Source organism: Streptomyces viridosporus, assembly GCF_002078235.1.
Lineage (GTDB): Bacteria > Actinomycetota > Actinomycetes > Streptomycetales > Streptomycetaceae > Streptomyces > Streptomyces viridosporus.
In genome coordinates, this window is the sequence record NZ_MSGP01000558.1 from 1 (window position 1) to 20,324 (window position 20,324).

The 20,324-nt window shown below is 77.1% G+C and carries 15 protein-coding genes; 4 read left to right on the top strand and 11 right to left on the bottom strand.

The features are described from left to right. The coding region (locus B7L92_RS32270) for an MFS transporter (RefSeq protein WP_107501670.1) at positions 1-1,113 on the top strand (1,113 nt) is incomplete at its 5' end. Between the two features lie 192 nt (positions 1,114-1,305). Here B7L92_RS32270 and rfaE2 read toward each other — a convergent pair. The 7 genes from rfaE2 to B7L92_RS32305 all read right to left on the bottom strand — a co-directional run bounded on the left by rfaE2 (position 1,306) and on the right by B7L92_RS32305 (position 9,401). Then, positions 1,306-2,712, bottom strand: a complete 1,407-nt coding sequence (gene rfaE2, locus B7L92_RS32275) for a D-glycero-beta-D-manno-heptose 1-phosphate adenylyltransferase (protein ID WP_081240840.1) — start codon at positions 2,710-2,712, stop codon at positions 1,306-1,308. After that, positions 2,709-3,341, bottom strand: a complete 633-nt coding sequence (locus tag B7L92_RS32280; protein WP_016827584.1) for a D-sedoheptulose-7-phosphate isomerase — start codon at positions 3,339-3,341, stop codon at positions 2,709-2,711. Before B7L92_RS32280 ends, rfaE2 begins: the two co-directional genes overlap by 4 nt. A 132-nt stretch (positions 3,342-3,473) precedes the next feature. Further along, on the bottom strand, positions 3,474-4,715 hold the full coding sequence (locus B7L92_RS32285) for a glycosyltransferase (RefSeq protein ID WP_081240841.1): 1,242 nt from the start codon (positions 4,713-4,715) through the stop codon (positions 3,474-3,476). Positions 4,716-4,824: 109 nt separating this feature from the next. Then, positions 4,825-5,892, bottom strand: coding sequence for a glycosyltransferase family 2 protein (locus B7L92_RS32290; RefSeq protein WP_081240842.1), 1,068 nt, complete (start codon positions 5,890-5,892; stop codon positions 4,825-4,827). Further along, complete coding sequence (locus B7L92_RS32295) at positions 5,889-7,553, bottom strand: carbamoyltransferase family protein (RefSeq protein WP_081240843.1); 1,665 nt, start codon at positions 7,551-7,553, stop codon at positions 5,889-5,891. The genes B7L92_RS32290 and B7L92_RS32295 overlap by 4 nt, the downstream gene beginning before the upstream one ends. Before the next feature lie 73 nt (positions 7,554-7,626). Further along, positions 7,627-8,589, bottom strand: coding sequence for an NAD-dependent epimerase/dehydratase family protein (locus B7L92_RS32300; RefSeq protein WP_081240844.1), 963 nt, complete (start codon positions 8,587-8,589; stop codon positions 7,627-7,629). A 287-nt stretch (positions 8,590-8,876) separates the two neighbouring features. Next, positions 8,877-9,401 (bottom strand): hypothetical protein, encoded by a 525-nt coding sequence (locus tag B7L92_RS32305; RefSeq protein WP_081240845.1) that lies wholly within the window; start codon positions 9,399-9,401, stop codon positions 8,877-8,879. A 174-nt stretch (positions 9,402-9,575) separates the two neighbouring features. On the opposite strand from B7L92_RS32305, the gene B7L92_RS32310 reads away from it, so the two are divergent. Continuing rightward, positions 9,576-10,865 carry a cytochrome P450 gene (locus B7L92_RS32310; RefSeq protein WP_081240846.1) on the top strand — a complete coding sequence of 430 codons (1,290 nt, stop codon included), beginning with the start codon at positions 9,576-9,578 and terminating at the stop codon, positions 10,863-10,865. A 180-nt stretch (positions 10,866-11,045) separates the two neighbouring features. Here the strand turns inward: B7L92_RS32310 and B7L92_RS32315 are convergent, their stop codons facing one another. From B7L92_RS32315 to B7L92_RS32330, 4 genes are all read right to left on the bottom strand, one after another. Further along, complete coding sequence (locus B7L92_RS32315) at positions 11,046-12,422, bottom strand: alpha-lytic protease prodomain-containing protein (RefSeq protein ID WP_081240847.1); 1,377 nt, start codon at positions 12,420-12,422, stop codon at positions 11,046-11,048. A 655-nt stretch (positions 12,423-13,077) separates the two neighbouring features. Further along, complete coding sequence (locus B7L92_RS32320) at positions 13,078-13,845, bottom strand: metallophosphoesterase family protein (protein ID WP_081240848.1); 768 nt, start codon at positions 13,843-13,845, stop codon at positions 13,078-13,080. After that, entirely contained in the window at positions 13,842-14,129 is a 288-nt protein-coding gene (locus B7L92_RS32325; RefSeq protein ID WP_081240849.1) for a hypothetical protein, read from the bottom strand. The genes B7L92_RS32320 and B7L92_RS32325 overlap by 4 nt, the downstream gene beginning before the upstream one ends. 22 nt (positions 14,130-14,151) lie before the next feature. Continuing rightward, entirely contained in the window at positions 14,152-14,847 is a 696-nt protein-coding gene (locus B7L92_RS32330) for a nucleotidyltransferase family protein (protein WP_081240850.1), read from the bottom strand. A gap of 269 nt (positions 14,848-15,116) precedes the next feature. On the opposite strand from B7L92_RS32330, the gene B7L92_RS41225 reads away from it, so the two are divergent. Further along, complete coding sequence (locus B7L92_RS41225) at positions 15,117-15,707, top strand: hypothetical protein (RefSeq protein ID WP_081240852.1); 591 nt, start codon at positions 15,117-15,119, stop codon at positions 15,705-15,707. 24 nt (positions 15,708-15,731) lie between these two features. After that, complete coding sequence (locus tag B7L92_RS32340; RefSeq protein ID WP_081240851.1) at positions 15,732-20,075, top strand: cation-translocating P-type ATPase; 4,344 nt, start codon at positions 15,732-15,734, stop codon at positions 20,073-20,075. Positions 20,076-20,324: the final 249 nt, after the last annotated feature.

The window sequence follows — 20,324 nt, forward strand, 5'->3', positions numbered from 1 at the left end:
GCCGCGCCGCCGAGGACGCTCATGAGCAGGGCCGGCGCGGCGGTCGACCGGTGGCCGCGGAAGCTGACGGCCGCCGTCAGTCAGGCACTGCTCGCCGCCATCGCGTTCACCACGGCCCTCCTGGTGGCGCTGGACCGGCTCGACATGACGTCCCTGATGGTGCTGGCCGCCGTCACCGGCGTCGTCGCCACCGTCGACAATCCGGCCTGCGCCCTGCTGGGCAACGACCTCGTCCCGGCCGAGGACGTGCCCTCCGCCATCGGAGTGGGCGCGCTGGTGTTCAACGCGGGCCGTCTCGCGGGCGCCGCGCTCGCCGGGGTGACGGTCGGACTCCTCGGCACCTCCGCCGCGTACTTCGCCAACGGGTTCTCCTTCCTCTTCGTGACCGCGGTCATCCCGTTCCTGCGCCCGGCGCCGGGCGCGGCCCGGCGCGTCGCCGAGGAGAGCAGGCGCGCGCGGCAGGGCATGACCGTGCGGGAGGGGCTGGCCTTCTTCGCGCGCCGGCCCCGGCTGCTCGCCCTCGCCGGGGTCACCGGGATCAGCGCGGTCTTCGGCCGCAACTACGGGCTCACGCTCGCCGTCCTGGTCACCGGGCCGCTCGCGGGCGGCGCCGGGGCGTTCGGCACCGTGTCCACCGTCCTCGCCGTCGGCGGAATCGTCGGCGCGGTGCTCGGTGCGCGGCTGCGCAGGCCGTCCGTGCGGCTCGTCGGCGCCCTCGCGGCGGCGGGCGGGCTGCTGCAGGTGGTGGCGGGGCTGTCGCCGTCGCTGGTCGTGCTGCTGGTGCTCGTCCTGCCCATGGCCGTCGTCGAGTCCGTCTCCGACACCGCCGGAACGGCCGTCCTGCAGACCGACCCGCCCGCCCATCTGCGGGGACGCGTCCTGGGTGTCTGGGGCAGCATCGGCACGGTGTGGAGCCTGGGCGGCCCGCCCGCCCTCGGCCTCCTCATGGAGCTGGCCGGGCCGCGCGGCGCCCTGGTCAGCGGCGGACTGATCATCGCCGGGGCGATCGGAGCGGGCCACCTGCTGCGGGGCCGGCGGACCACCACACCGGTGAGGCTGCGGACGGAGGAGGGCGACACGGCCGGCCGGGCCGCACTGGGGACGGCTGCCTGACCCGAGCGGCCCCACCCGGCGCGCGCAGGCCCCCGCCCCGGCCCACGGGGCGGGGGCCCGGACGGTCTCCCGGAGCCCGGGGACCGGCGCGTGCCTCTCCGGCTCTCCCCCCGGCCCCCTTCCCGTCCGGCCGCGAGCCGGAGGCCTTCTCGGGGGGCCGGCCCGCCGCCGGGCGGGCGGTCGTCGGCCCGGTCATGAGCCGGAGGCCCGCAGGGCCACCGTCGCGGCCTTCGCCGCCCTGCGGGCCAGGAGGGTCGTGGAGCGTCCGTCGAGGTAGGGCAGGACGACCGCCTGGCCGCCCCAGGTGCGCAGCAGCGCCGCCTCCGGCAGGTCCTGCGCGGAGTAGTCCCCGCCCTTGACCCACACGTCGGGACGCAGCCGCGCCAGCACCGCCTCGGGCGTGTCCTCCTCGAAGACCACGACCGCGTCCACGCTGCCCAGCGCGGCCAGCACCCTGGCCCGGTCCGCCGCCGGGGTGAGCGGGCGGCCCGGGCCCTTGCGGCGGGCGACGGAGGCGTCGGAGTTGAGGCACACGACCAGGCAGTCGCCGATCCGCCGGGCGCTCTCCAGCAGGCCGACGTGGCCCGCGTGCACCAGGTCGAAGCAGCCGCCGGTGGCGACCACGGTGCCGCCGCGGGCCCGGACGGCCTCCACCAGCTCGAACGCGTCGGCCGCCGGATCCTGCGCGGGACCGGGGGCGGCCTGCGGCCGCCACAGCTCCGGGTTCCCCGCCCCGCCGGCCGAGACGAAGGCGGCGGCCTCGGCGACCGCCCGCTGCAGCGCCTCCTCGGGAAGCAGACCGTCGGCGAGCGCCGCGACCGTCGTCGCGGCGAAGCAGTCGCCCGCGCCGCACGGGTCCCCCTCCGCCCGGAAGGGGGCCGGGATCAGCATCGGGGTCCCCCCGCCGGGCCGGGTCAGCAGCACCCCGCGGTCGCCGAGCGTGACGGCGACGCCCGCGGCCCGCCAGCGCGCGGCCAGTTCGGCCCCCCGCTCGGCGTACGCGCCCAGCGACGACCCCCCGGCCCCGGGGCACAGGGCCAGCGCCTCCGCCGCGTTGGGGGTGACGAGGCGCGCCCCCGGCACGGGCGGATCGCCCTTGGGGTGCGGGTCCCACACCAGGGGGGTGTGCCGGGCCACGGCCCGCAGGTGCGCGCGCACGGCCCCGGCGGTGTGCCGTCCGTAGTCCGCGACGAGGACGGCCCGCGCGCTCGCCAGCACCTCGCGCACCGCCTCGTCCGGTTCGCCGGGCGCGCCGCCGCCCCGGTCGATGCGCACCACGGGCCGCCCGCCCGCCAGCACCCGGGTCTTCACCGGCAGGGTGCCGTGCAGCGGGAGCTCCAGCAGCCGGACCCGGCCGCTCAGCCCCCGGCGCACGGTCTCGCTGGCCGGGTCGTCGCCGAGCGCGGTCACCAGGACCACGTCCCGGCCGCCGCGGGCCGCGAGCACGGCGGCCAGCCCGGCGCCGCCGGGGTGCCGCCGGTCACCGGTGACGTCGACGACCGGGGCGGGGGCGTCCGGGGCCAGCCGGGTGGCGACCCCCTCGATGTCCTCGTCGAGCAGCACGTCGCCCACCACGGCGAGGGGCGCGGGCCCGGTCATGACGTCCTCCCGGGGGTGGCCGCCGTACGCCGCGCGAGGGGCGTGGACACGACGGTGTCGAAGCACTCGCAGAGCAGGTGCACGGCGACGAGGTGCGTCTCCTGGACGGTCGCGCCGGTGGCGGCGTCCACGCACAGCGCCTCGTGGGCGGCCTCGGCCAGCGGGTTCGGGCCGGGGCCGGTGAGCGCCCACACGTGCAGCCCGGCCCGCCGGGCCGTCACCGACGCCGCGACCAGGTTGGCGCTGCGGCCCGAGGTGGACAGCAGCATCAGGACGTCGCCGGGCCGCCCGTGGGCGAGCACCTGGCGGGCGTAGACGTGGTCGAAGCCGTAGTCGTTGCCGATGGCGGTGACGCTGGAGGTCTCCGCGTGCAGGGCGAGTGCCGAGTAGGCGTGCCGCTCCCGGCGGTAGCGTCCGACCAGCTCGGCGGTCAGGTGCTGGGCCTGGGCGGCGCTGCCGCCGTTGCCGGCGGCCAGCAGCCGTCCGCCGCCGGTGAGGACGGTGGCGAGGCGGTCGCCCCAGTCGGCGATCCGGGGCAGGGCGTCCCGGCGGAAGCGGCCGAGGGCCTCCTCCAGCGACCGGCAGTGCAGATGTGCGGCGTCGAGCGCGGGGTGAAGGTGTTCGGTCATCCTTGTTCGGGCACACCGCCTCGGCGAGGACGGCGGCGGGACCCGCACCTCCTTTCGGGCTTTCGGGCTCTCGGGCTTCGGACGTCGGAGGTCCGACGGGGGTGGTGGCCGACGGGGTCGGCGGCCGGCGGGTCAGCCGGTCGCGGCGGGTTGCGTGTCGAGCACCTCGCAGTACGCCTCCTCGGTGGCCGCGGCGATCCGCGCCCAGTCGTAGCGGCCGAGGACCCGGCGGCGGCCGGCCGCCCCGCACGCCGCGCGGGCCGCCGGGTCGGCCAGCAGCCCGGCCACGGCCCGGGCCAGCGCCCCGGGGTCGAGGGGCGGCACCAGCCGGCCGGTGCCCGGGTCGGTGACCGTGTCGAGCTGTCCGCCGACGGCGCTGGCCACCACCGGACGGCCGCAGGCCATGGCCTCCAGCGGGACGATGCCGAAGGGCTCGTAGTCGGCGGGGCACAGCACCACGTCGGCGGAGCGCAGCAGCGGCGGCACCCGGTCACCGTCCACCCCGCCGACGAAGCGGACCCGGTCGGCGACCCCGGCGTCCCGCGCCACGCCCCGCAGCCGGCGCACCTCCGGGTCGTCGTCGAGGCGGTCCCGGGGCGGCCCGCCGGCCACGACCAGCTCGGTGCCGGGCAGCCGGGCCAGCGCGGCGATCGACACCGCGGCGCCCTTGCGCGGCACCAGCCGGCCCAGCTGCAGCAGCCGGTACCGGTGCGGGCCGCGCGGCGCCGCCGGGCCCAGCGGCGTGAACCGGCCGGTGTCGACGCCGCACGGCACGACGACGGTCCGGTCCGCCGGCACGCCCATCCGGGCCAGCTCGGCGACCTCGTCCCGGCAGGTGGCGACGACGCGGTCGCAGCCGAGGCCCACCTCGATCTCGCAGGCGATCCGCTCCGGCGGGCTGGTGTCGGCGCGTCCCTGGTGCCGCCGCTTCACCGTGCCCAGCGCGTGGTACGTGTGCAGCAGCGGCAGCCCCAGCGCCCGGGCCGCCCGCAGCGAGGCCAGCCCCGACATCCAGTAGTGCGAGTGCACCACGTCCGGGGGACGCGCCCGCCACACCCGGGCCAGGTGGTGCCCGAAGTCCTCCATGTACGGCAGCAGCCGGTCCTTGGGCACCGGTTCCGGCGGCCCCGCGGGCACGTGGTGCACCTCGACGCCCTCGCGCAGGGGCACCCGGGCGGGCAGGTCCGGTGCGTCCCGGCGGGTGTGGACGGTGACGCGGTGGCCGCGGTCGGCGAGCGCTCCGGCCAGGGCGGCGACATGGACGTTCTGCCCGCCGGCGTCCACCCCGCCCAGCACGGCGAGCGGGCTTGCGTGCTCCGAGACCAGCGCGACGGACAGCACGCCGGGAGGGAGGGGATCGGGGACCGGGGTCATGAGCACACCTCCGTGATCGGGCGTTCCCGGTCGGCCGGGAACCGCTTGGGCCCGTACCGTTCGAGGGCCGCCTGCCGGACCGCGCGCCGTTCGCGCCGGGCGGGGCGGATCATGAGCGCAGCCGTTCCCCGGCCACCGGGCGGTGCGCGGACCTCGGGTCCCCGGCCCGCCGCGTGGCGTGGGGCGGTGCGGCGCGGTGGACGAGCCGACCGCGCAGCCAGTGCCAGGCGGCGGCGGGCGGGACGAGCGCACTGGTGAGCACCACGGTGACGATCTCGTCCCGGGTGCGCGGCCCCGGCAGGATCCGGTCGAGGGCGAACTCGGCGGTCCCCGCCAGCCACCCGGCGGCGCACGCCGCCGCGGCGCGCGGCCGGCCGGACAGGGCGCAGCCCACGGCCGCCAGACCGGCCGACGCCACCGCCAGATGCACCGGCAGACGCCCCCGGGGGACCTCGGCCCGGCGCCACCAGCCGCGTCCGTGCAGCCGGGTCAGCAGCACGTCGTCGGCGACGCCCGCCTGGAGCCGGACGGAGCCCCAGCGCCCGGCCGGCCGCACCGGACGCGTGCTGGTGCGGCGGCCCTCGGCCAGCGTCCACCCGGCGTCGAGCACCCGCAGGGCGAGGTCGGCGTCCGCCCGGAACGCCCGCCGGAACCGCTCGTCGAAACCGCCCACGGCCTCCAGCACCCGGCGGCGGTACACCAGGTCGGTGGTGGTCCAGCGGGTGCCGGCGCGGCCGGTGGCGCCGCGCTCCCCGTCGGTGGGCCGGCGGTCCGGTGGCGGCGGCACCTCGATCCGGGCGGCGATCCCGGCGGTCGCGACGCTCGCCCCGGCGAGGTCGAGGGCGAGGTCGTCGGCCCAGGTGGGGCCGGGGATCACGTCGTCGCCGAGGAAGACGATCCACGGCACGTCCCCGGCCGCCCGCCATCCGGCGTTGCGCGCGGCGGCCGGCCCGCGCCCCCCGCCGGGCACGACGACGGTGCGCGAGCGCAGGGACGGCGGGACGGCGGCCGTCAGGGGCGCGCCGGAGGGGTCGGACCGGTCGTCGACGACCACCACCCGCACCGGCCCCGGCCCGTCGGACCCGGCCAGCGCGCGCAGGCACGCACCGAGACCGGGACGCCCCGGCGTCGGCACCACCACCGCGTACTCCCCGCTCGGGGCGGTGGACCCGGTCACCGCGGGTCCTCGCCGTCGCCGGTGCGGAAGAGGCCGCCGCGCCGGATCGCGTACGGGCCGATGGCCAGCAGGTCGACGGGGGAGGAGCCGAAGCACTCCAGGGCGTCGCGCGGGTCGTCCACCATCGGCCGGCCCGCCGTGTTGAGGCTGGTGTTGACGACCACGGGCAGCCCGGTCAGCCGCTCGAACTCGCTCAGCATCCGGGCCACCAGCGGCTCCTGCGCGGGGTCGACCGTCTGGATGCGGGCGGTGCCGTCGACATGCACCACGGCGGGGACGCGGTCCCGCCAGGCGTCGGCCACGTCGTGCACGAACAGCATGTACGGGCTGGGCAGCGGACCGTCGAAGATCCCGGCGGCCCGGTCGGCGAGCACCATCGGCGCGACCGGCCGGAACTGCTCGCGGCCCTTGACGTCGTTGAGCCGCTCCAGATTGCCCGCGTGCCCGGGGTGGGCCAGCAGGGAGCGGTGGCCCAGTGCCCGGGGGCCGTACTCGCTGCGCCCCTGGAACCAGGCGACGATGCCGTTGTCCGCCAGCGTCCGGGCCACGGTGGCGGCGATGTCCGCCGGCCGCTCGAACGGCACGGCCGCCGTCTTCAGCCAGGCTCCCAGCTCCGCGTCGGACCAGTCCCGGCCGAGGTCGGCGCCGGTCATCGGCTCGGGCTCGTCACCGGCGCCGGCGGACAGCAGCAGGGCGCCGCCCAGGGCGGTGCCCGCGTCACCGGCGGCCGGCTGCGCCCACACCCGGGAGAAGGGGCCCTCGCGGGCGATGCGCGAGTTGGCGACGCAGTTCAGGGCCACGCCTCCGGCGAGGGTGAGCACCCGGTCGTGGGTGCGGCCGTGCAGCCAGCGCACCAGGTCCAGCAGGGTCTCCTCCAGCACGGCCTGCGCACTGGCGGCGACGTCGGCGTGGTCCCGGGTCCACGGCTCGTCCGGGCCGCGCGGCGCGCACAGGTCGCGCCAGGGCACCCCGGTGGCGTGGAAGCCGCCGTCACCGGTCGGATACACGTGCCGGCGCAGTTCGGGCAGCATGCGCGGGGTGCCGTGGGAGGCGAGGGCCATCACCTTGAACTCGTCGGAGGAGCGCAGGAAGCCGAGGTGCTCGGTGAGCTCCTCGTAGACCAGGCCGAGCGAGTGCGGCAGGTCCTGCGCGTACAGGGGCTCGAGCCGGTCGCGCACGCGGCGGGCGGCGAGGTGGGAGGCGCGTTCGCCGCGGCCGTCCAGCACCAGGACGGAGGAGTCCTCGGCGTCCGGCGCGGCGAAGGCGGCGGAGGCGGCGTGCGCCATGTGGTGCGGTACGAAGCGGACGCGGCCGGGGTCCAGACCGGGCAGCGCGGCCCGCAGGAAACCGGGGGCCTCCCGTGCGTAGGTGAGCCGCAGGTGGTCCCACGGGTCGTCCAGGCCCATCGCGTCGGCGGGCCGGGCGAGGGACGGGTCGAAGGAGTAGGCGACCGCGTCGAGGTCCTGCGGGCGCAGCCCGGCCCGCTTCAGGCACCAGGCGGCGGCCTTCTCGGGCAGCTCCCAGGCGGAGAACGGCAGCGGTCGCTTGCCGTGCTTGCGGCGGGAGAACCGCTCCTCCTCCGCCGCGGCGACGGTCCGTCCGTCGACGACCAGGGCGGCGGCGGGGTCGTGGAAGAGGGCGTTGATTCCGAGGATGCGCATGGGCGGGGCCTTTCGCGGAAGGGGGCGGCCGGTGCGGCGGTGGTGCCCGTGGGCCGGCTCGGAGCGGCCGCGGTCAGTGGTCCGCCTCGGCGCGGAACCAGGCGATGGTGCGCCGCAGTCCTTCCTCGGCGTCCACCTCCGGCTCCCAGCCGAGCTTGTCCAGGGCCAGCGTGATGTCCGGACAGCGCACCGCCGGGTCGTCCACCGGGCGTTCGACGAAGCGGATCTGCGACTCGGAACCGGCGAGCCGGACGACGAGGCGGGCCAGGTCCAGCATGGTGATCTCGCCGGGATTGCCGATGTTGACGGGGCCGCGCATCCCGTGGGCGGCGGCCGCGAGGACGCCGGCCACCGTGTCGTCGACGTAGCACAGCGACCGGGTCTGCCGCCCGTCCCCGGTCACGGTGAGGGGCTCGCCGGCCAGCGCCTGCCGGACGAAGGTCGGTACGGCACGGCCGTCGTGGCCGCGCATCCGCGGGCCGTAGGTGTTGAACAGCCGCACGATGCAGGTGTCGGTGCCGTGGGTCTCGGCGTGGGCGGTGGTCAGCGCCTCGCCGAAGCGCTTGGCCTCGTCGTAGACGCTGCGCGGGCCGACCGGGTTGACGTTGCCCCAGTAGCGCTCGTTCTGCGGGTTCTGCTGGGGATCGCCGTAGACCTCCGAGGTCGAGGCCAGGACGAAGCGGGCCCCGGCGGCCCGGGCGAACCGCAGGGCGTTGCGGGTGCCGAGGCTGCCCGTCTCCATGGTGTGCAGCGGCAGCCGCAGGTAGTCGGCGGGGGAGGCGGGGGAGGCGAAGTGCAGTACGAGGTCGGGCGGCCGCCGGACCGGCAGCTCCTCGGCCACGTCGGCCCGCACCAGGGTGAAGCCGGGCCGTTCGAGCAGCGGGGAGACGTTCTCCGGCCGGCCGGTACTGAAGTCGTCCACGCAGGTGACGGCGGCGCCCGCGTCCAGCAGGGCGGCGCACAGGTGGGAGCCGACGAATCCGGCGCCGCCGGTGACGACGGCGTGCTCCCAGTTCCGGGATATGGCAGTGGTCATGTCGCTCAGCCCTCCGTCGGAGGCGTCGGAAACCGGGCCGGCCGGGTGCCTTCGGCACCGAGCCGGGCCGGGCTGCCGGGCCCTGGGGTGTCGGGCACCCCTGGGGGCAGCGTGGGCCGACGGCCGGGTCGCGGCACGGTCGTGTACTGCAAACCGGTGAATCACGGAGCGTGACGACGGCTGCCGGACCGTTGTTTCCGCAGGTGGGACGGTGTGACGGAGCATCCGCGGTGCGCGGTGGGCGAGGGCCGCGCATTCCGCCCGGCGCGGGCGGGGCGGCCCGGGGCTCAGGCGATGAGGGTGTGGTCCGGGTCGAGCCGGTCGAGCAGGCCGCAGTGGTGGAGCCCGGCCACGGGCGCGAGCAGGTCCGGGTGGCGCAGCAGGGCCGCCGCGCCCCGGTCGGCCTCGTCGGGGTCGAGCAGCCGCCGGAACTCGGTCGGCAGACCGCCCGCGTGCTCACCGCCCCGGGAGAGCGCGGCCACCGCGCGGGAGGCCAGTTCCGGGTCGGTGAGCAGGCAGGCGGCCCAGCTGGCCACGACCTCGTCGACCCAGGTGCGCCAGGCGTCCGCCGCGACGCCGTCGTCGGCGTCGGCGCCGGTGACCCAGTCGAGCCGCGCCGAGCCTCCCGGGCCGGCCAGCTCCAGCAGGGCCGCGTCCATCGCCGTCGGGTACCTGAGCCACGCCGCGACCGTCACGGCCTGCCGTGCCTGCGCCTCGCACAGGGCGGAGGCGAGCGCCCCGCCGGGGGAGGGGAAGGAGCGGGTCAGCCACTGCGCGGTCGCCGCGATGACCGGAGAGAGATCTGCTTGCACTGCCGGACCGTCCCGATGAGTGAGGTAAGGGGTACCTAACCAAAACGGTAGTCCCCGGCCCGCCCGTCCCGACGTGACCCGCGCCTCGTTCGGCACGTGGTCTCGGACACACCCGTTCGGGCGGACCGCCCGCTCCCGGAGTGTCCGGGCGGTCCGGCGGGGCACCCGGCGGCCATGGACGTACTCAGCCGCCCCTTGATCGACCGCACCCTGCCGCTGCTGGCCGAGGGCTACGCCTGGCTGCCCAACCGGATGCGCGACAGCACCGGCCCCGTGGTGCGCACCCGGCTCCTGGGCCGTCCCGCCCTCGCGCTGCGCGGACCGGAAGCGGTGCGGTTCTTCTACGACGAGCGCAACGTGCGCCGGCACCGCGCGATACCCGAGCCCGTGCTCGCCACCCTGTTCGGCCACGAGGCGGTGCACACCCTCGACGGCGACGCCCACCGCGACCGCAAGGCCCTGTTCCTGCCGCTCCTGACCCCCGACCGCGTCGCCGGGACGGTCGAGCGGGTGACCGAGGCCTGGGACGAGGCCGTACCGGAATGGAGCCGGCGCGGCTCCGTCGTGCTGTTCGACGAGGCGAGCACGGTGCTCACCCTCGGCGTCCACCGCTGGGCCGGGATCCCGCTGGACGACTCCGACGCCGGGGCGGTGGCCCGCGACATGATCGCGATGGTCGACGGCTTCGCCACCGCCGGACCGCGCCACCTGCGGGCCCGGCGCGCCCGAGCCCGCCAGGAGGACCGGCTGGCCCGGCTGGTGCGGGACGTACGGTCCGGCGAGGGCGCCGCCCCCGCGGACTCGATGCTCGACCTGGTGTGCCGGCACCGCGACGCGGACGGTGAGCCGCTCGACGAGAAGACGGCCGCGGTGGAACTGCTCAACGTCGTCCGCCCGACGGCCGCCGTCGCCTGGTTCGTCGCCTTCACGGCGCACGCCCTGCACCGGTGGCCGCAGCACCGCGCGCCCCTGGCGGCCGGTGACCCGGCGTTCACCGCCGCGTTCACGCACGAGGTGCGCCGCTTCTACCCGTTCGCGCCGTTCCTCGGAGGTCTGGCCGCACGGGACCTGATGTGGCGGGGGGAGTGGATACCCGCCGGAGGACTGGTGGTGCTCGACGTGTACGGGCAGAACCACGACGAGTCGCTGTGGGGCGACCCGTACGCCTTCCGCCCGCAGCGCTTCCTCGAACGACCCGCCGAACGCGACGAGTTGATCCCGCAGGGCGGTGGCGACCCGGCCACCGGACACCGTTGCCCCGGTGAGGGCGTCACCCTCGGCGTGCTGGAGGCGCTCGCGGTGCGGCTGGCCCGGCTGGAGTACACGGTGCCGGAGCAGAACCTCACGATCCCGCTGAACCGCGTCCCGACCCGCCCGCACAGCGGAGTCCTCCTGACCGACGTGCGCCCGCCGGCCGGCCGGAGCGAGGTCCGCGTCGGCCGTGGCGCCGAGGTGGTCCGGTAGGCGGGATGCGGCCCGCACACTCCTCGCGGTGCCGCGCCCCCGGGCCCCTGTCGCGGCCCGGGGGCGGAGCGGTACGTCCGCCGCGCCGAGGAACGCCCGCCGGATCCGGCCCCGCCCGGCAACGGGCCGGCGCCGGCCGCGGCACGAGGCCGCCGCCGCAGGGCCGCCCCGGTCAGGGGGTCACAGGCGCTGCCACAGGGCCGGTGTGCCGGCGGGCGCCCACGCGCCCTGGGCCTGGTGGGTCTGCAGGCACTGGTAGCGCACGCCGTCGCGGGTCACCGTGGCCCCGGTCTCGTAGACGCGGCCCGAGGTCCACTCCTCCCGCGCGGCGCCGTCCTGCGGGGCCGGTGCCGTCGTCCGCGCGGCGGCCGTGGTCAGCGTGAGCCCGAAGTCGGCGAGGATCGGGTTGACCGGCTGGTAGAACGTCGTGCCGCCACCGGTGCAGTCACCGGTGCCGCCGGAGGTGACGCCCTGGGCCTGGGAGCCCGCGAGGTACGGCCCCCCGGAGTCGCCCGGCTCGGCGCACACCGTCGTCCGGGTCAGTCCGTCGACCCTGCCCTCCGGGTAGCTGACGCTCGTGTCGTGCTGCTCGATGGTCCCGCAGCGCCATCCGGTGGTCGAGCCGGAACGGCACACCGCCGCCCCGACGAGCGCCTGCGCCGAGCCGGTGACCTGTACCTCCTGGCCGTCCTGCGCCTTGACGTCGGGGGTGGCCGTCCACGGGGCGTCGGTGGCCACCCACGCCATGTCCCTGCCGGGGAACGTGGAGGCCCGGAAGGTGCCCTGCGCCGTCCGGTCGTACCCGGTCGTCGTGTCGCCGGGGCGGCCGCAGTGGCCGGCGGTGGCGAAGCCCGGTCGGTCGTCCTCGGTGACGGAGAAGCCGACGGAGCAGCGCGCGGAGTCGTTGATGTAGAAGGCGTCACCGCCGGTGATGTCCTGCAGCAGGCGCGGCCGGGCCGCCGTCATGCGGATCCCGACGTTCTCGCCCTCGAGCCCCGCGGCCTCGACGAAGGAGGCCCCCGCCTCCCGGCTCGTCGCCTGCACCACGATCCGGTTGTTCGGTACGTCGACGTACCACACGGGCGTGTCGAGGGTCTGGACGCGGTCGGCCGCCGCGTCCAGCTTCCGCTTGGCCGCCTCGAGGTCGGCCAGCGTCCGCTGCACGACGGCGGCCTTCGCGCCCTGCGCCTCGATGGCCGGGACGTCCCCGGTGTCGGTGGTCGCGACCGTGAGCTCCTGGGAGGTGTCGCCGCGCACCCAGGCCCCGGCGAACCGGTCGCCCAGGGAAATGCGCAGCCGGCCCGCGCGGGTGCCCGCCTCCGCCTCGTTGACCAGCCGTTCGGACGCCTGGTCCGGCGTCAGGTCCAGGTCGCGCCGGAGGGCTTCGAGCAGATGCGGCGACGGCCGGTCGGCGCCGAGGGTCTGCGCGGCACTCGGCGCGGCCCCCGCCCCCGGCGCGGGATCGGCCGTGGCGGCGGAGGGGAGGCCGGCGAGGACGAGGACGCCGATCGCGGTCACGGCCGATCGGCGCGCCGCCCCGGCATGTCTGTGGGCCATTCGCTACGTCTCCTTCGTTCGGGTGAAGCCGCCGCGTCCCTACGGGAGGCGTCGGCATCCCCTAGGCCTTGCCCATGGAGCCCGGGGGTGATGTGACGAACGGTGCGCTTTCGCGCTTTGGTGGGTGAAGGGGTGTCATGTGCAGTAATCGGGGCATGGCGGGAGACGTCCCGGGGCAATCGGGCGGGCCGCGGCCCGGGCGCGGCGGCCCCGGTGACGAAGGAGGCGGCCGTGGGGACGGTCAGGAACCGACGGTGCGCCAGACACCGTGCGGCGAGGCGTAGTTCGGTGTCGTGCGGGGTGAAGGCGTGCCCGGACGGTGGTCCGGGACGGCCCGACGGCGCCGTCCGACGTCCTCTCGTGCGAGGCCGGGGCGGCGCGGTGGGCGAACGGCACGGCGAGCGGACGGCCCCGGCCCTCGCCCCGCGGGGACCGGCGGCGCGGCCGGTGAGCGCGGTCCGCGTCCCGGGCGGTGAGGTGGCGACATCGGCCACGGGACGCGGAATCTGTATGTTAAGCAGACGAAACGTATGAAGTCGACGCGCCTTGCGGGGTGTTCACGCGAGAGGCGGTACGCGGGCCGGGCCGGGACGGAGAGAAGCGCCGCCGGTGCGGACCGGCGGCGCTGGGGACGGGGGCGGTGGAGTGGCCGGGCTCAGCCGGTCGTCGCCTGCGCTCCGGCGCCGGAGCGCAGGCGCTCCGGGACCGGCAGGTGGTAGACGTGGAAGGCGCGGCCGATGACCGGCTGGGCGACGTTGCGCACCTTGACGCCCCCGGTGGTCATGCCGTGCTCCGTGCCGGCGTGCGCGTGCCCGTGCACGGCGAGGTCGGCGCCGGCCGTGTCGATCGCCTCGGCCAGCAGATAGCTGCCGAGGAACGGATAGATCTCCAGCGGTTCCCCGGCCAGGGTCTCCGGCACGGGGGAGTAGTGGGTGAGGGCGATCCGTACGTCGCAGTCCTCCTCCTCCAGCCGTTCCAGGGAGGTCCGCAGACTGTCGGCGCACCGGCGCGAGTGCCGGACGAACTCCTTCATCACCGGCTCGCCGAACTCCCCGGCGCTGCGTCCGACGAACCCGCCGCCGAACCCCTTGGTGCCGGCCACCCCGATCCGCGCGCCCCCGCCGTCCACGACCGTCCCCTCTCCCTCCAGGACGTGGGCGCCGGCGTCCCGCAGCAGGGCCGCGACCTCGTCCGGCCGGTCGTCGTGGTGGTCGTGGTTGCCGAGCACGGCGACCACCGGGACGCCGAGGCCCCGGATCTCGTCGGCCACCACGCGGGCCTCCTCGGGGGTGCCGTGCCGGGTGAGGTCCCCGGCCAGCAGCAGGACGTCGGCGCACTCGGGCAGGGTGTCGAACGCGGGGCGCAGCAGGCCCCGGGTCTCCGGTGCCATGTGGATGTCCCCGACGGCGGCGATCCGGATCATGACAGCTCCTCCGCGTGATCGGGTGACGAGGCCTCGCTGACCACGATGTCGCAGTGCACCTCGAGCCCGGTGAGTTCCTCGCGCACGGTGCTCAGGACGTCCTCGCGGCACCGGGCCGAGGGGACGGTCCCGGTGACCAGCACGGCCTCGCCGCGGATCTCGATCCGCACGCCGAGCTCACCGAGTTCGCCGGAGGCGAGACGGTCCTGGAGGTGGGCGACGCGGTACTCCGGGCTCTGCGCCGGTGGCGGGCCGCCTGCGGATCCGGCGTCGTGGGCGTTCATGGGCGTTCCTTCCGCGGACGTGTCAGATGACGTTCAGGCGTTCCAGGAGGAAGAAGAAGGCGGCGGGCATGGGCTCGTCCCCGCAGTCGCGCCGCACCCGCTTCCAGTCGACCTTCTCGCGCAGGGTGCGGGCGATGGGCAGCACCGCGCCGAAGTCGCAGTGGTGCTCCGAGAAGGCGGCCATCAGGCTCCACAGCAGATCGGTGGGCGCCAGGACCGGCATGCGCACCGACTCCACCGGGAGTTCCTCCGCCCGGTCGAGCATCTCCACGGAGACCGGCCGGTGTGCCAGCTCGAAGATGATGTCGACCTCCTGCCCGAAGCACGTGGCCTTGATCAGCCAGTCCTCGGGCGGGGTGTAGACCGTCAGCCCGGCCTCGCGCAGCGTGGCGGCCACGGGTTCTGCGTCCTCGGGGCGGACGCAGAAGTCGACGTCGTGCTGGAGGTTCCCGCTGCCGCCGTGGGCGTAGACGGCGACGCTGCCGGCCAGCGCGAAGCGGTGGCCGCCGCGCTTCAGCACCGCGCCGACCTGCTTGGCCGCCTCCAGGATGGCCTGGTTGCGGTCGCGGGGCAGGTCGTCGGGGGTCTCCTCCCCGGGCCGCCCGCCCTGTGCCGCCGCGACGGTGGGGGGCGCCTGCCCGGGTGTGCCCGCGGCCAGACGGAGGTCCGGGGCCCCCGGGTGCCGGACGAGCGTGGCGTCCTCACCGTTCTCCGTCATGATCACTCCTTCCCCTGGCCGGGCGGGCCCGTGCGGCCGCCGCCCGGCGTCCCTGTGTGCCGCATGGAGTACCCGGCGCGCCCGCTCCGACACGGACGGGATGCACCGGTGTGCGGAGCGCCCGCCGTCGCTCCCTCGAGAACCGCTCGGAACCCCTCGGGACCTCCTCGGGAGGCAAAGAAAGGCGCCGGGACCGGTCACGGCCGAATATGGGACAAAAGGGGGGGAATGTGAAGAGAGTCCCCGAATAGTGTGCTGTGGAGGTCGTCATGGACCAGAACACGTCTCGTTCGCCGGATCTTCCGCAGCCGCTGCGGGCCGTCGCCTCGGGGCTGCGGCATCTGCCGGGCGCGGAGCAGGTGGGCAGGGTGGCCGGCGGCGCCCTGGACACGATCGGCGCCGTGTCCCCGCGCGGGCGCCGGATGGCCGTCTACACGGGAGCCGGCGTGCTCGGTGTGGCCGGTGTCGTGGAGTGGCCGGTGGCGCTGACCGGCGCGGCCGTCGCCTGGCTCACCCAGCCGCGTCCCGGACCGGGCGCGGAGAGCGCGGAGGTCACGAAGGTCACGGAGGGCACGGGAGGCGCGGAGGGCACGGAACCCTCCGGCGGCACACCGGCCACCGTCGAGGAGCGCCAGGGTCCCCCCGCCCGGCCCGCGGAGGAGCCCGGCTCCGAGTCGCTCGCCGACCGAGGCCCCGGTGACCGGCTGGTCCCCTCCCACCACCGGAACGAACCGGCGGAGCCCCCCGCGCACGAACAGCCCGCCAGGGTGGGCGACACCGCCACGGCGTCGGCGCTCAAGCAGGTCGCCGAGGCCACCACGCACCACGGGCAGCCGCACGGCGACCGGCACACCGGCTGAGCCGGGACCACGGGACGGCCTTCGATGCCCACACACTTCGACGTCGCCCCCCTCGCCGGGGCCGTGGCGGGAGTCGCCGCGGGCGCCGCCCGCTCCGCCGCCCAGGGCGTGACGTCCCTCCACGACACGTCACGCCGCGTCCGGCACGTCGCCCGCAACGCCCTGGGCGGCGACCGGCACTGGCGGGCCGGACACCGCGTCCACCTGGCCCTGCGGCACCCCGGCGGAGCCGCCGGACCGCTCGCCCACAAGGTCGCCGCCGAACTGCTCGACCACCCGGACGTCCTGACGGCGTACTGGGACGAGGGGCTGTCCCGTCTGGTGGTGACCTCGGTGACGGACGCGGCGAGCGACCGCGTGAGCGAGCAGGCCGTCGCGCTCGCCGCCCGCCTCGGACTGACCGAGGACGCCGACCCGGAGGAGGAGGAGAGCGGGGCCGCCCACCCCGGCGACCCCCGCGAGGTGCGGGTCGCCGCCGCCTCGCTGCTGCTGGACGCGACCGGCGCGGCCGGTGCCCTGGCCGGCCGGGCACTGCGTCTGCCGCCCAGCCCCAAGGCGGTCACCGCCGCCGTCACCCTGCTGCGCGAGAACCCCCGGTTCCGCGCCCTGCTGCGCCGGCGATTCGGCCGCGGCGGCATGGAACTGATCCTCGCCGCCGCCAACGCCACCGCGCACGGCGCCGGACAGTCCCCGGTGTCCCTGGTGCTCGACGGACTGCTGCGCACCGGCCAGTTGACCGAGGCGGTGGCCAGGGCCGCCACCTTCGAGGCCCTGCACGACGACATCTGCCACGAGCAGCGCGCCAGCATCCCTGCCCCCACCGACACCCGCCCGCCGTTGCGGGTGACGCCCGCCCAGGCCTACGCGGCCCACGCGGGCACCGGCAGCGTCGCCGGCGCCGCCGCCACCCTCCTCGTCACCCACGACATGCGGGAGGCCGCCGAAGCCGTCCTCGCCGGCTCGCCCAAGGCCGCGCGGTACGGTCCGGCCGCCTTCAACGCGGCCCTCGGCATCCACCTCGCCCGGACCGGCGTCCTCGTGCGCGACAGGGAGCGGCTGCGGCAACTGGAGATCGCCGACTCCCTCGTCCTGCATGCCGACGCCCTGCGCAGCCGCCCGCGGCACGGCGCCGCCCCCGACGGCGCGTCCGCCGTGTTCGAGGACCCGGTCGACCCCGACGCCGAGGCCGTGCTCGACGCGGCCCGCAGGGCGGGACTGCACGTGGTGATCACGGGCGGCTCCGATCTGAAGGACATCACCCGCCTGGCCGACGAGGTCGCCCCGGCCGACCTGCCGTTCGCCGACGTCGTCCGGGCCCTGCAGAACGACGGGCGCGTCGTGGTGAGCGTCGCCCGCGTGGCCGCGGACGAGGACGGCGACGCGGCGGACGGGCTGCCCGTCGGCGACGTGGCCGTCGCCCTCACCGACGCGCGCTCGGCCGTCGCCTGGGGCGCCGACGTACTCGCCCTGAACGGGCTCGGTGACGTGTGGCGCCTGCTGACCGTCATCCCGGCGGCCCGCCGGGTGGGCCGCCGCTCGCAGACCCTGGCCCGGGCGGGCGCCGCCCTGTCGGGGCTCATGGTGGCCCGCGGCGGCACACCCGGCGGCCGTCTCTGGCGGCGGCTCACCCGGCACGCCCCCGTGAACGTCGCGGCGGCCGGCGCCCTGCTCGCCGGCGTGACCGCGGCCGCGCGCGTGGCCACCGCCACGCCGCCCGAACCCCGGCTGCACGTGCCCTGGCACGCCCTGGAACCGCACGAGGCCCACGCCCTGCTCAGCACCTTCCGCACCGACGCCGAACTCCGCGGGCTCGCCCTGCTCGCCGACCGCTCGTGGCAGCGGGCGGCACGGCTCGCCCGGACGCCCGCGGCGGCCCCCGCCCGCTGGACCTGGGAGGCGGCCGGTGCCGTCCGCCGGGAACTCGACGACCCCCTCACGCCCGTCCTGGCCACCGGCGCGGTCGCCTCGGCCCTGCTCGGCTCGCTCGTCGACGCGCTGCTCGTCGTCGGCGCCATGGACCTCAACGCGGTGGCGGGCGGCCTGCAGCGGCTGCGCGCGGAACGCGCCCTGGCCCGGTTGGCCGCCCGGCAGCGGCCCAAGGCACGCCGGCAGGAGACCCCCCGGGACACGGTCACCGTCGACGCGGCCCGGCTGAAGCCGGGGGACCGGATCGGTCTCGTCGCCGGCGACGTCGTACCGGCGGACGGGCGGCTGCTGGAGGCGGACGGTCTGGAGGTCGACGAGTCGGCGCTCACCGGTGAGTCGCTGCCCGTGACCAAGGCCCTCGATCCCACCCCCGGCGCGCCGGTGGCCCGGCGGACCTGCATGGTCTTCGAGGGCACCACCGTCGTGGCCGGCCGGGCGGTCGCGCTCGTGGTGGACACCGGCGACCGCACCGAGGCGGGCCGGGCCGTCGCCCTGGCCGCCCGCACCCCGCCGCCCGCCGGCGTCCAGGCACGGCTGCAGGAACTGACCCGCAAGGCCCTGCCGGTGACCCTCACCGGCGGCGCGCTGGTGACCGGGCTGTCCCTGCTGCGCGGCAGCCCGATCCGGCGGGCGGTCAGCGGCGGTGTCGCCGTGGCCGTCGCCGCGGTCCCCGAGGGGCTGCCGCTCGTCGCGACCGTCGCCCAGATGGCGGCCGCGCGCCGGCTGTCCCGGCGCGGCGTCCTGGTCCGCACCCCGCGCACCCTGGAGGCGCTCGGCCGGGTCGACACCGTCTGCTTCGACAAGACCGGCACCCTCACCGAGAACCGGCTCCGCCTGGTCCGGGTGGCCACCGCGGACGGCACCGTGCTCGCCCCGGACGCCGAGCGGGCCGTACCGGTCGTGCGGCTGGCCGCGCGCGCCTGCCCGCAGGAGGAGACGGGCGAGGGACGCCGGGTCGCGCACGCCACCGACGAGGCGGTCCTCGACGTCGCCCCGCCCGACGACGCCTGGACCGCCGACGGCGAACGGCCCTTCGAGGCCAGCAGGGGCTACGCGGCGGCGGTCGGACGGGACGGCGGCGCGGACGCCGGCGGGCTCCTCGTCGTCAAGGGGGCCCCCGAAACGGTGCTCCCCGCCTGCCGGGACCTCCCCGACGACACGACCGCGACGGCCCACGCCCTCGCCGGGCAGGGGCTGCGCGTCCTCGCCGTCGCCCGGCGCCCGTGCCGGACGGCCGACGTCGCCGCCGAACTCGACGCCGACCTCGCGGACCTGGAGTTCGCCGGTCTGATCGCCCTGGCCGACGTCCCGCGCGACACCTCGCAGGCGCTGCTCGCGGCGCTGCGCCGCTCCGGCATCCTGCCCGTCATGCTCACCGGCGACCACCCGGAGACCGCCCGCGCCATCGCCCTGCAACTGGGCTGGCCGGAGGAGACCGAGGTGGTCACCGGGGACGAGCTGGTCGCCATGGGCCGGCGCGACCGGGCCCGCGCCCTGCACGGGGCCGCCGTCGTCGCCCGGGTCGCGCCCGAGCAGAAGCTCCACGTCGTGGAGGCCCTGCAGCAGGCGGGCCGGGTGGTGGCGATGGCCGGTGACGGCGCCAACGACGCCGCCGCCATCCGCGCCGCCGACGTCGGCGTCGGCATCGAGGCCCGCGGCTCGGCCGCCGCCCGCAACGCCGCCGACATCGTGCTCACCACCGGCGACCTGTCCGTCCTGGTGGACGCCGTCGTCGAGGGCCGCGCCCTGTGGCGCAGCGTCGCCGACGCGGTGAGCATCCTCATCGGCGGCAACGCGGGCGAGGTCGGCTTCAGCGTGCTGGGCACCCTGCTGGCGGGCTCCTCGCCGCTGTCGACCCGTCAGCTCCTGCTGGTCAACCTGCTCACCGACATGTTCCCGGCCATGGCGGTGGCGGTGACCCCGAGCGACGACCCCTCGACGGCGGCGCACGCCGCGAGCGGCCCGATGGGCCTCGACGTCCTCGGCGCGCCCCTGCTGCGCGCCATCCGGCGCCGGGGCGTGACCACCTGCCTCGGCGCGGTCACCGCGTACCTGATCGGCCGTCTCACCCCCGGCACCGAACGCCGCTCCACCACGATGGCCCTGTGCGGCGTGGTCGGCGCGCAGCTCGCGCAGACCCTCTCCGGCCGCCGCCACAGCCCCCTGGTGTGGGTGACGGCCCTGGGCTCCGCCGCGGTGCTCGCCGCCCTCGTGCAGACCCCCGGCGTCAGCCACTTCTTCGGCTGCACCCCGCTCGGGCCGCTCGCCTGGTCCGGCGTGGCCCTGGCGATCGCCCTGTCGGCCCTCGCGCCGCGCCTGGAACGCCTGCGGTCGGTACGGCACCTGTACGCGGCGGCGTCCCGCCTCGCCCTGTACCTCGGCGACGCCGTGCAGCAGGCCCGCCACCTGCTGCACAGCGGCATCGCGCGACCGGTGGCGTGACGGCGCGCCGCGGCCGGGCCGCCACCGGCCCGCGGGGTCGCCCCCGGCGCCGCCGGACCGGGTGCGCGGCACCACCCGGCCCCCGCCGCACTCGCCGGCGGGGGCACCCCGCTCCTCCACGGCGCCCTCGCCGAGAACCTCCGCCTCGCCGCCCCCTCTCCGGCCGCGTCGCCGCCCTCGGGCCCGGGCGCGTCGCGCAGGAGGGGACCTGGCAGGAGCTCACCCGCCCGCCCCGACGGCGTGCTCACC

Coding starts and splice junctions, on each gene's coding strand:
- B7L92_RS32310 (WP_081240846.1), top strand. CDS start 9,576: ATGGACGTACTCAGCCGCCCCTTGATCGACCGCACCCTGCCGCTGCTG.
- B7L92_RS32285 (WP_081240841.1), bottom strand. CDS start 4,715: ATGACCCCGGTCCCCGATCCCCTCCCTCCCGGCGTGCTGTCCGTCGCG.
- B7L92_RS32280 (WP_016827584.1), bottom strand. CDS start 3,341: ATGACCGAACACCTTCACCCCGCGCTCGACGCCGCACATCTGCACTGC.
- B7L92_RS32300 (WP_081240844.1), bottom strand. CDS start 8,589: ATGACCACTGCCATATCCCGGAACTGGGAGCACGCCGTCGTCACCGGC.
- B7L92_RS32325 (WP_081240849.1), bottom strand. CDS start 14,129: ATGAACGCCCACGACGCCGGATCCGCAGGCGGCCCGCCACCGGCGCAG.
- B7L92_RS32330 (WP_081240850.1), bottom strand. CDS start 14,847: ATGACGGAGAACGGTGAGGACGCCACGCTCGTCCGGCACCCGGGGGCC.
- B7L92_RS41225 (WP_081240852.1), top strand. CDS start 15,117: ATGGACCAGAACACGTCTCGTTCGCCGGATCTTCCGCAGCCGCTGCGG.
- rfaE2 (WP_081240840.1), bottom strand. CDS start 2,712: ATGACCGGGCCCGCGCCCCTCGCCGTGGTGGGCGACGTGCTGCTCGAC.
- B7L92_RS32315 (WP_081240847.1), bottom strand. CDS start 12,422: ATGGCCCACAGACATGCCGGGGCGGCGCGCCGATCGGCCGTGACCGCG.
- B7L92_RS32295 (WP_081240843.1), bottom strand. CDS start 7,553: ATGCGCATCCTCGGAATCAACGCCCTCTTCCACGACCCCGCCGCCGCC.
- B7L92_RS32340 (WP_081240851.1), top strand. CDS start 15,732: ATGCCCACACACTTCGACGTCGCCCCCCTCGCCGGGGCCGTGGCGGGA.
- B7L92_RS32320 (WP_081240848.1), bottom strand. CDS start 13,845: ATGATCCGGATCGCCGCCGTCGGGGACATCCACATGGCACCGGAGACC.